We start from the raw sequence: 10,003 nt of genomic DNA on the forward strand, positions 1-10,003 counted from the left end.
CGTTGGCCTGGCCGCCGCCCTCGCACATCGTCTGCACACCGACGTCGGGCAGCCGGGTCCCGGCCTTCCCGCCGGCGGGCCAGGGCCTCAGGGGAGACTCGCGTGTCGACGCGAATGCCGTTGACGACCAGGTGAAGGCCGTAGTCGAAGTGGTCCTGACCCTGCGGTGCGGGGATGTGGGCGAGCGCGGCATGCAGGTTGGGGTGGTGCTGCGGGTCGACGGCGTCGGCGAGCCGGCCGACGGCCTCGTCTCCGCCGGCCGGGAGCGCGACGGCGAGTTGTTCCTCGATCGTGTGGCCGACGACGTAGTAGGTGAGGGTATCGGCGGCCCACGCGGCGTCGCGGCTGGACAGGCCCCCTTCACCCAGGGCGGCGATCATGGCCTCGCCGTAGGCCAGCGCGTTGGGCAACGGGAAGAAGACCGCCGAGAACAACCGCGCCCCGTCCCGGCGGGACATCAGCGCGCCGCGCAGCCGGTGCGCCAACTCGGTAAGCCGCTCGTGCCAGGAGTGCGCCGGGTCGAGCCCGGCCGTGACGTCGATGAGCAAGGTGTCGGCCATGGCCTCCAGCAACGCCTGCTTGCTGCGGAAGTGCCAGTATGTGGCACCGTTCTGCACGCCGAGTGCGGTGGTCAGACGCCGCATGGTCAGCTGGTCCAGCCCGACCTTGTCGAGCAGATCCAGCGCGGCGTCGAGCACCTGGTCCCGGCTGAGCCGCATGCCAGCTCCTTCACGTAGGCGGTTTGACGGCCGCCTTCAGTATTCCGCACACTTCAACAGCGTTGAACTTCAACGCTGTTGAAGTTGAGGGTCGTCGCTGCTGAACGTTGTGAGGATGAGGAGAAGCGCATGATGCGCAAGATCGGTTTTCCCGTCGGTCGTCCCACCGAGGTGGTCGAGGCGCCGGTGCCCGCTCCGGGGCCGGGGCAGTTGCTGGTGCGCACGGAAGCGGTCGGCGTCGGGGTCGGTCTGGTCCGGATGCTGGCGGCGGGCGGCCTTGCCGGACCGGGCGGTGAGATGGTCGGTACCGTCGTGGCGGCCGGTCCTGAGGTGCGGGGCTTCGAGGTCGGCGACCGGGTGGGCGGGGTGGTCTTCGAAGACGTCTACGCCGACTTCGTGCTCGCCGATCCCCGGCTGGTCGGCCGCGTGCCCGCCGAGGTGGACGCCGCGGCGGCACTGGCTCTGGTACGTGGCGGTCTGATCGCGCTCAGCGTGGTGCGGGCGGGCCGCTTGGCGCAGGGCGAGTCCGTACTGGTCACCGCGGCGGCCAGCGGCTGCGGGCACCTCGCCGTACAGCTCGCCAAGACTTTTGGAGCGAGCCGGGTGGTGGCCGCCGTCGGATCGGCGGACAAGGCCGCTTTCGTCCGCGAGTGCGGAGCCGACGACGTGGTGACTTATGCCGAGCCGGCATGGGGCGATCCTTTCGACCTGGTCCTCGACGGGGTCGGAGGCGACCTGGTGCAGCGCGGGGTGGACACCCTGACCCCGCGTGGCAGGCTGGTCGCCTTCAGCGCGGGCGGCGGTGCCGTCGACGCCGGCAGCCTGCTCGGCGGCCTGAAGTCGGTTATCGGATTCTCCATCGGCCTGGACAGCCGGACCCGGCCCGAGCTGATCGACGCGCGCCGCGCCGAGCTGTGGGACCTGCTCGCTGCCAGGCGCCTGGATCCCCGGTACGTCGACCTACCGCTCGAAGAGATCGCCAAGGCCATCGAGCTAGTGGCTGCCCGCAGCAACCTCGGCCGGGTCGTCCTGCGCACCCAGTGACGCTCAGCGGCCCGCTCAGGGGGTCAGGCGTCACGGTTCGGGACCGTCACCAAAGTTCCACGATCAACAGGGCAACCTCCCGGACGAGCGCATGCCTCCGTCGGCGATCACGTGCACTTGGCCCTCCACTCGGGTCCGTGTCACCAGCCACAAAATAGCGTTGAGCTACACATCGGATTTAGTACGTAGTGGTCACAACTATGCGATACCGCTGGGTAGTCGCCTGATCGCAGGTCATGTTTCTTCCGGTCGTTACGTGCAGATCGGGAGAAAGGCCCGGCTATGCGGCGGGAGTGGGAGTTAGAGGACCTCATCGAATGCTGGACGTTGGATGAGGACGAGCTCGGCCTGGTGGCGAACAAGATGGGGGTGACTCGGCCGGGGTTCGCGCTGATGCTGAAGTTCTTCGAGCTGGAGGCGCGGTTCCCTCGGCGTGAGGATGTGTCGAGGGCCGCGGTGGAGTTCATGGCCGGCCAGGTGAAGGTCGATGCTGGCCTGTTCGCTCAGTACGCCTGGTCGGGGCGGACGATCGAGTACCACCGGGCGTAGATCCGGAAGTTCCACCAGTTTCGTGAGCCGACGGTCGGTGACGAGGACAAGCTGATCGTGTGGCTGGCCGACAGGATCTGCCCGCTGGAGATGTCCCGTGATCGGCTGCGGGCGGCGTTGCTGGCCCGCTGCCGGCAGGAGAAGATCGAGCCGCCCAGGCCGGGCAGGGTCGAGCGGCTGCTGGGCACGCCCATAACGTTGGCGAGCGTCATGCCGGTGAACATCAGCGCGATGGCCGCCGCCTTGCGATGGGCGGGCACGAGACCGGCTGCGACGATGGAGCCGATGCCGAAGAACGCACCATGGGTGAAGGAGGCCACCGCGCGACCCGCCATCAGCGCGGCGTGGCTGGGGGCGAGCGCGCACAGCACGTTGCCCGCCAGGAAGATGACCATGAGCAGCACCAGCATGGCCTTGCGCGGCAACCGCGTCCCGATCACGGTCAGCAGCGGGGCGCCGACTACGACGCCCAGCGCGTAGCCGGTGACCAGGATCCCCGCGATGGGCACGGAGACACCCAGGTCTGCGGCAACCTCGGGCAAGACGCCGGCGATCACGAACTCGGTGGTGCCGATGGCGAAGGCCCCGATAGCCAGCGCCCAGGCGATGGCCACCGCGCTCTTGTGCGATCACAGCGGATGCTGACGGGCCCGAAGTCGTGCTCGCCACCGAGTACGACGCCCTGCCCGGCATCGGCCACGGCTCGCCGCTGCCGCACAGGGCACGGTGCTCGCCCGGCAGCGCCTGGGTGTACCGCGAGTGCATGCGCGCGCTGGGCACGGGCCTGTGTCACCACTGTCTGGGCACACCCTCGCGGGTGTGCCCAGCAGCACTTTCATCAACTATTGGGGGCGTTCACCAGCCTGCGCAGGGTCATCGGCTCGGCCAGGACCAGCCCCAGAACCTGCCTGGCGTGGCGGAAATGCGGAGAGGTGTAGTGCTCCTGGAGGGCTCGAGAGCTGGCCCATTCCTCGACCACTGCCATGCTGGTGGGGCGGTTGGGGTCGGTGTAGATGCGGTAGGCCAGGCAGCCGGGTTCGTCCAGGGACGGTTCGATCATCGCCTCCAGGGCGGTGCGGAGCCGGTCTTCCTGTCCGGGCGCGGCCAGGCACTCGGTGAGGACGATGAGGGACATCTCCATCGGGCTCCTTGCGTGATGGCAGGCGGTTACGGCCGGGCGGGGCCGGTACCGGCGCCTGAGGCGATGATCGCGGCGGCGACTTCCTCAAGGTCTGCCGGGGTCAGTTGCGCGGCGCCCGCTCCGATCCATCCGTCGACCTGCTCCGGCTTACGGGCGCCGACGATGGCGCCGGTAACGCCGGGCCAGGCCAGTGCCCAGGCGGCGGCAACCTCGGCCACGGTGCGGCCATGACGTTCGGCGATGGGGCGCAGTGCGTCGGCGAGCTGGAGGTTGGCGGTCAGACCGGTGGTGAAGTCGTGGTGGGCCGCGCGCCAGTCGTCGGCGGGCAGGTTCGCCACCCGTTCGGCGGAGAAGGAGCCGGTGAGAAGCCCCGACTGGAGCGGCGAGTAGACGATCACACCGGCGCCGTGGGCGCGGGCCCAGGCGATCTCGGCCGCGGCGGAGCGGTTGATCGCGGAGAACGGCGGCTGGATGACATCGACGTGGGCGATCTGTTCGGCGGCCTCGAGCAGGTCGGGCGTGTGATTGGACAGCCCGATCGCCCGGACCTTGCCTTCGGCCTTCAAATCGGCCATGACCTGCCAGTACTCCTCCAGCGGCGTGGCATTGGGCGACACCGCTCCAAACCCGCCACCGGCGTACTCCAGCGACTCGCCGGTGTCGGGATAGTGCACCTGGTACAGGTCGATACGCTCGACGCCCAGCCGCCGCAGCGAGTCTTCAAGCTCGCGGCGGACGCTGGCCGGCTTCATGATCCGCCGGGGCGCGGCAGACGGATTGTCCGGGTCCCAGACCAAGCCGACCTTGGTGAAGATGTACGGCCGGTCGGCCTCGGGCAGGTCGGCGATCGCCTTGCCGACCAGCTCTTCGGAGTGGCCGAGTCCGTAGACGGCGGCGGTGTCGATCCAGTTGACGCCGGAGGCGACGGCGTGGCGGATCGCGGTGATCGACTCGGCGTCATCGGTGGCACCCCAGCCGAAACGCCAGCCGGACCCGGACACCGCCCAGGAGCCGAAACCCAGACAGGTGATGTCCATGCCGGTCGTGCCGAGAGGCCGGGTCGGCACGTCAGTGGTGCTCATGTCGCAGTGCTCCCTGTGAGATCGGGTGGCCAGGCACCCTCTGGGGGTGTCTGGCACCGGAACCGTTCCGGTGCACACCACTGTGGTCTCCCGGCAGCGGCCGACCCAGTGCCCGCCAGTGCCTAGGCATGGCATGACCAGGCTCGCGACGGCAGCAGGGGGACGGGACAGGGATACTCGTCGCATGGAATTGGACAGACGTGCGGAATTGGGTGAATTCCTGCGATCGCGCCGAGCCCGGCTGCGGCCCGAAGCGCTTGGCCTGCCGGAATACGGTGGCCGCAGGCGTGTCCCCGGGTTGCGCAGGGAGGAACTGGCCCTGCTGGCCGGGATGAGCGTGGACCATTATGTCCGGCTGGAGCAGGGCCGCAGCGTGCACTTTTCCACGGAAGTCCTGGACGCGGTCGCCCGTGTTCTGCGGCTGGATGCCACCGAACGCGCGCATCTGCACCGCCTGGCCCGACCGGCCCCTGCCACCGCAGCCGGCCCCGCCGACCGTCGGCCGCTGCGCTCAGGCATCTACCACCTGCTGTCATCGATCCGCGATGTGCCTGCCTACCTGGTCGACCGCAACACCACCGTGCTGGCCTGGAACCCGTTGGCCGCCGCGCTGATCACCGACTTCGGGACGCTGCCACCCGAGCAGCGCAACATAGCCCGGCTGAACTTCCTGAACGAGGACATGCGCCGGCTGTACGCCGATTGGCCGGCACGGGCCCGCGATCTCGTCGGCTTCCTGCGGCTGGACGCCGGTCACCGACCCGCCGACCCGTCCACGGCGGCCCTGGTCGAAGAGCTCTCCGCTGCCAGCGCGGAGTTCCGCCAGCTGTGGGCAGAACACCAGGTGAAGGACAAAAGACACGGACGGTACCTGTACCGGCATCCGCTGGTCGGCGAGCTCGAGCTGGCCTACGAGACCCTGCGCCTGCCGGACGACCCCGGACTGGCCCTGGTGGTACACACCACCGACGAGGGATCGGCCTCCCACACCGCGCTCCAGCTCTTGGCCGCCTGGACCAGCCAACGAACGCCCGCCGGCTGAGCCACCCAGACCGTTGCCATCGCCCAAGAGTCGAACGACCCTCCGGCCGGTCCGTTCACGGCGCCTGCCAGACGCCGACCTGGTCCCCGATCACGCCTGTACGTTTACTGCCTCTGTCGCCGATCCGGTGACGGTGAGCGATTCAGTAGCTGATCATGCTCGGCGTGCATTGAAGATCTTCTCCCGCACCTGGCGGAGATTGTCGTGGACGTGGTCGAGCGGATGGCGGACGTGGCTGCACTGCACGCTCGGGTTCGAGCGGACAGAGGGACCTGCCCGCGCTGTGGAGGGTCGGCACTGGCGGGGGCAGGCGCCCCTGCTCCCCGCCGAACCTGCTGCTGGAGGTGCCACCGGGCAAGGAGGTCTCGGAACTGGAACGCCGGCGGACCGCGTGCCCCTTCGATGGCCGACTGTCGACGGTTCTCGAACGCGCCGGCGTCAACGTTCGTGACGGCCTCGTGGACGGACGACTTCGACGCCGGCCATCTCGGTTTCGGCGAGATAGGACAGGTGGAGAAGCCCATACCGATCACGGCAGCCGGACGCGATGCAGACGTGACAGGTAATACGAATTGCCTGTCACACTGGCCCGATCGAGACGGTGGAAACGCAGCTCGCCATTCTCGGCCGCCAGGCCGACTCGGCAACATTATGTGTCACATCGGCAGAGCAGGAGGCTCGCGTGCCCGTCGTGGCGTTCCCCAGCCAGCCCAACCCGGCAACCTCCCCAAACACGGCCGGCCCCATGACCGCGACCGCCGTCGAGCGCTTTCTCGACTCCATCGCCGCGGCCACCACCCGCGTCGGCTACGCCGAGACCCTCACCCGCCTGATCACCGTCACAGGCGCCGAGCATCCGACCGCCGCTCTGACCCCCGAGCACTACGCCGCGGTGATGGATCGGTGGAAGAGCGCGGCCTCCGCGACCTGGAACCGGCACCTGTCGGCCTTGTGCTCCTTCACCACCTGGGCGCAGCGCCACGAGACCCTGGCCACCAACCCGGCGGCTGGAGCGCCGCAAAACCGCCCGCCGCGGCGATCGCTCCATCCCGCGCTCTCGACTGGAGACCCTGTTCACCGACGACCGGCACGCCTTGCGGGAGCGGCTGCTGCGGCGGCTGCTGTATGAGACGGCCGCCCGCGCCGAGGAGATCCTCACCCTGAACGTCGAAGACCTCGGCACCGAGTTCCGCCGCGCCCGCGTCGTCTCCAAGGGTGGCGCGCTCGAGTACGTGCACCGGCAGACGGGCACCGCCCGGCTGCTGCCCCGCCTCCCGCAGGGCCGCACCTCCGGACCGGTGTTCCTGGCCGGCCGGCGCGCTCCTGTCCCCGGGCCCCGCGCGCCGGCGGCCGCCGACATCGACCCCGTCACCAAGCGTGGCCGGCTGTCCTACCCGCGCGCCGAGTACCTGTTCAAGACCGCCTCGGCCAAGCTCGACCCGCACGGGGCCGGGTGGCCCCTGCACCAGCTGCGGCACCCGGCGCTGCAGCATCTGGCCCAGGCCGGGGAGCGCACCCGAGCTGCAGGCCAAGAGCCGTCACCAGCACCTGGCCAGCCTCGGCCGCTACATACGGCTCGGCGAACTAACCTCCGCCCGTATCACCGCCGAAGCCGGTCCCGCCCAGCGTCGCCGGACCCGCTGACCTTCACGCCACCCCGGTAGACCGCGAGATCACGCGGGGGATCCACACCTGCAGCATCTGATCGTCGCCAGGGTCCGGCTCGACGCGGTACCCGGCCTTCAGCAGATCGGCCTCGTACCGCAGGAGCTCCCGCACGGAGTTCTCAGCGTCATCGGCGCAGGCCACTCGGAACGGCGCTCCGTCGTCTCCGCCCTCGACGACGAAACCGCCATGGCGTTCGCCGAACTCCCGCCGTCCCGCCTTGCGCAGCACGGTCCGGACGACCTCAGTGTCCCGGTCCCGCACGGTCCACAGCGGCCGGCCGCCCACGCCGTACCCGAACTCCGGCTCGTCTTCACTCATGGTCCACACCGTAAGCGGACCGCGATTTCCCGTCTCGGCGGGAGAAGACCTCCGTTACCGTCCGTAGCTTTCATCATGTAGAGCTACTTTGCGGCTGGTGACACGGACCCGAGGCTAGTGACACGGACCCGAGTGGAGGGCCCTCCTCTACGCTTCGGCGGCATGCGGGCTTCGCTGCGGCGTGCCATCCGATCAACAGTGACTCTTTGTATCTTCACAATTACAATAAGTGGCAATAACTCTCGGAAGGACCACCATGCGATACCCCAGACTCACAGCGTGCGCCGTAAGCGCAGCCCTGGCCGCTGCCTCCCTCGTGCTTCCCAGCACCGCGTACGCCGCCCAGGGGGAACTCATCATCGGAAATCAAACGTTCCGCAACCCCAGCGAGTGCTACAACTCGACTACTTCGCCGATGTTCGTCCGGAACCGCACCGACCAAATCGCGTTCGTGTCCGCCGGAGAAGACTGCAGCGGAATTCCGCTCGGCATCGTTCGTCCCGGCGCAGAGAGCACCTTTAAGTTCGGTCGGAGCGTCTGGGTCAACCCGGACTAGTGCCGCATCAGGCAACGTTCGCCCTGTCGATAGCCCTACGCATGCCCTTCGATCTTGTCTGCGGTACCTGACCGGGGACACGCTCGCCTGCCACACAGATATCGAATACAGCTCGTGACAGTTGCTCCGCATGGTTATGTGACGGTCATGTTCAGTATCACCGTGTCACGGGCACTCACCGTTGCCGACGTGGTTGCCACATTCGTGGAATTGATCCCGCCTGGCTTGCAGTTGGTGGTTCAGCCGGACGACGCCGACATTCCGGACAAAATGGGGGACCTGTGGATACGCCTGGTGGGCAACGAAGATCCGGCGTGGCCGCTTTCCTTGGATGTGCTGGGCGGGTACGACTGTGGACTTGGGCCGTACCCTGACCTCCGCGTCGCAGAGCACATGGGAGAGCGACACGGCGTCGACGTTTTGTGTGGCGTCGATCCATCCCTCGTCGATGTCGACCCCCAGGATCCGTACTACCGGCTGGCGCTGGTCGGCGGCCGGTGGTACCTGGCCAGCACTGCCGGCACACGGCTCATGGGACCGTACACCGTGTGTGACACCGACGGATTCCGGAAGGAACCGGGCGAAGAGTCCGTCAAGCTGATCCGGCAGGCCGTGGTTGACACGCGCTGAGCCGTGATCGACGGCGTCCCCTGGGCGGGTGCCGCAGACAAGGCTCTTGACCAGGGGATCACCCGTGAGATCAAAGAGCAGACAGCACAGGGCAGTTCTGATGTGGCGCTCCAGCAGCGTCCGGGCCGTCAAGCTGCGCAGGTGGTAGAAGGAGGCGCCGTCCCGCATCAGTGCGGATCGAGGGGTGTCGTCGGCCCCGTCGCCCAGGGGGATGACGGCCAGAGCGGTCTCGTCGCGGCTGCGGGCGCCCTCCAGGAAGCGATGCAATTCGTCCCCGCCTCCGCTGGGGAAGACGTTCGGTTCCAGGGCGGCGACGCAGGCCTGGTCTCCATCCCGGTCCAGTGCGGGTCCAGGCCGTGCCGATGTCAGTTGAGCGCGGACTCGATGAGCGCGGAGCGGCGCTGCCGCCCCCGCAACAGCCACGCGTCCCCCGCGGTGTCCGAGGGATCCGGCCGGAGATGACCCACGTGCACGGGTACAAGGCCTGAGCGGGGGGAAGCCACTCGATCACATTACCGGTACGGAACCGGCAGAGCGGTCTGCTCTCGGTGATCTTACGGCGGCGCTCCGGGGAGGCGGCGCCGGTGTCGGCACCTGCCTGAGACCTGCCACGGAACCTGCGGAGCACGCATGGACGCTCACGCTGAGCGGCGTGGCCACCCTCTCTACGTAAGGACTCGTCAGGACCAAGCCGAGCATTCCGCCCGTATCCGCCGAGCCCACGCCGCCACCGCCCACCTCGACAACTCCGCCGCCGGCACAGTGACCCTTCTCGCGATCTTCCCTGACGAGGCTTTCCGTAACGCGCCCACCTGGAGTCCCGGGGACGCCTTCCAGCCTGTTCAGGAGGAACGCTCCTGGATCTACCGCCGCCCCGACGGCCGCATCGAGGGCGTCGCCGTCGTCTGGCCCAGGGGCAGCCCGCCCACGACGGCGGCCCGTGGACCCAGGACGAAGTGTGGCACGTGCTGTTTCCCAGCGACGGCGCCTACGTCGGCGACCTGTGGGATAAGGCGCACCGTATGTCCTGGCTCGCCCGCGACCCGGCCGCTGGATGTTCTGCAGGCCGGCCTGCAGGGCGGCGCGCCTCCTTCCGGAGATCGGACCGCCTCGCCCGCGCGGACGACCACCGCGGGTGACACGGGGGAAAGGCCTCCTGCTCCCGCTGTACGCCTCAGCCACGCCAACGGCTACATCTTCCCCAAGACCACGATGGGGGCGATCTCGCCCTCCACCGGCCGCACCCTCCCCGAC

11 protein-coding genes are annotated in these 10,003 nt (G+C 68.7%); 6 read left to right on the forward strand and 5 right to left on the reverse strand.

Translation table 11 applies throughout. From position 1 onward, the window contains the following. Nucleotides 1-719, reverse strand: a 719-nt coding sequence (locus tag ACWDS7_RS42665; protein ID WP_451933925.1) for a TetR/AcrR family transcriptional regulator C-terminal domain-containing protein, incomplete at its 3' end; no start/stop codon positions are given. 129 nt (nucleotides 720-848) lie between these two features. Here ACWDS7_RS42665 and ACWDS7_RS42670 point away from each other — a divergent pair. Next, on the forward strand, nucleotides 849-1,763 hold the full coding sequence (locus ACWDS7_RS42670) for a quinone oxidoreductase family protein (RefSeq protein WP_451933926.1): 915 nt from the start codon (nucleotides 849-851) through the stop codon (nucleotides 1,761-1,763). 282 nt (nucleotides 1,764-2,045) lie between these two features. Further along, nucleotides 2,046-2,312 carry a DUF4158 domain-containing protein gene (locus ACWDS7_RS42675; RefSeq protein WP_451933927.1) on the forward strand — a complete coding sequence of 89 codons (267 nt, stop codon included), beginning with the start codon at nucleotides 2,046-2,048 and terminating at the stop codon, nucleotides 2,310-2,312. On the opposite strand, the gene ACWDS7_RS42680 is transcribed toward ACWDS7_RS42675, so the two are convergent. The 3 genes from ACWDS7_RS42680 to ACWDS7_RS42690 all read right to left on the reverse strand — a co-directional run bounded on the left by ACWDS7_RS42680 (nucleotide 2,267) and on the right by ACWDS7_RS42690 (nucleotide 4,535). Continuing rightward, entirely contained in the window at nucleotides 2,267-2,926 is a 660-nt protein-coding gene (locus tag ACWDS7_RS42680; protein WP_451933928.1) for an MFS transporter, read from the reverse strand. The genes ACWDS7_RS42675 and ACWDS7_RS42680 overlap by 46 nt on opposite strands. 224 nt (nucleotides 2,927-3,150) lie before the next feature. Next, a complete protein-coding gene (locus tag ACWDS7_RS42685) occupies nucleotides 3,151-3,453 on the reverse strand; it encodes a putative quinol monooxygenase (protein WP_451933929.1) in 303 nt (100 codons plus the stop codon). Nucleotides 3,454-3,479: 26 nt separating this feature from the next. Then, on the reverse strand, nucleotides 3,480-4,535 hold the full coding sequence (locus ACWDS7_RS42690; protein WP_451933930.1) for an aldo/keto reductase: 1,056 nt from the start codon (nucleotides 4,533-4,535) through the stop codon (nucleotides 3,480-3,482). Nucleotides 4,536-4,719: 184 nt separating this feature from the next. On the opposite strand from ACWDS7_RS42690, the gene ACWDS7_RS42695 reads away from it, so the two are divergent. From ACWDS7_RS42695 to ACWDS7_RS42705, 3 genes are all read left to right on the forward strand, one after another. After that, nucleotides 4,720-5,577: a helix-turn-helix transcriptional regulator gene (locus tag ACWDS7_RS42695; protein WP_451933931.1), complete on the forward strand. Its 858-nt coding sequence runs from the start codon at nucleotides 4,720-4,722 to the stop codon at nucleotides 5,575-5,577. Between the two features lie 601 nt (nucleotides 5,578-6,178). Continuing rightward, a complete protein-coding gene (locus ACWDS7_RS42700) occupies nucleotides 6,179-6,706 on the forward strand; it encodes a hypothetical protein (RefSeq protein WP_451933932.1) in 528 nt (175 codons plus the stop codon). Then, entirely contained in the window at nucleotides 6,672-7,241 is a 570-nt protein-coding gene (locus ACWDS7_RS42705) for a tyrosine-type recombinase/integrase (protein WP_451933933.1), read from the forward strand. The genes ACWDS7_RS42700 and ACWDS7_RS42705 overlap by 35 nt, the downstream gene beginning before the upstream one ends. Here the strand turns inward: ACWDS7_RS42705 and ACWDS7_RS42710 are convergent. Further along, a complete protein-coding gene (locus ACWDS7_RS42710; protein ID WP_451933934.1) occupies nucleotides 7,225-7,563 on the reverse strand; it encodes a hypothetical protein in 339 nt (112 codons plus the stop codon). The two genes, ACWDS7_RS42705 and ACWDS7_RS42710, sit on opposite strands and share 17 nt — an antisense overlap. A 670-nt stretch (nucleotides 7,564-8,233) precedes the next feature. Here ACWDS7_RS42710 and ACWDS7_RS42715 point away from each other — a divergent pair. Beyond that, nucleotides 8,234-8,749, forward strand: coding sequence for a hypothetical protein (locus ACWDS7_RS42715; protein WP_451933935.1), 516 nt, complete (start codon nucleotides 8,234-8,236; stop codon nucleotides 8,747-8,749). The last annotated feature ends 1,254 nt before the right edge of the window (nucleotides 8,750-10,003 follow it).

This window comes from Streptosporangium sp. NPDC003464 (assembly GCF_053588315.1).

Coding starts and splice junctions, on each gene's coding strand:
- ACWDS7_RS42670 (WP_451933926.1), top strand. CDS start 849: ATGATGCGCAAGATCGGTTTTCCCGTCGGTCGTCCCACCGAGGTGGTC.
- ACWDS7_RS42685 (WP_451933929.1), bottom strand. CDS start 3,453: ATGGAGATGTCCCTCATCGTCCTCACCGAGTGCCTGGCCGCGCCCGGA.
- ACWDS7_RS42710 (WP_451933934.1), bottom strand. CDS start 7,563: ATGAGTGAAGACGAGCCGGAGTTCGGGTACGGCGTGGGCGGCCGGCCG.
- ACWDS7_RS42675 (WP_451933927.1), top strand. CDS start 2,046: ATGCGGCGGGAGTGGGAGTTAGAGGACCTCATCGAATGCTGGACGTTG.
- ACWDS7_RS42690 (WP_451933930.1), bottom strand. CDS start 4,535: ATGAGCACCACTGACGTGCCGACCCGGCCTCTCGGCACGACCGGCATG.
- ACWDS7_RS42695 (WP_451933931.1), top strand. CDS start 4,720: ATGGAATTGGACAGACGTGCGGAATTGGGTGAATTCCTGCGATCGCGC.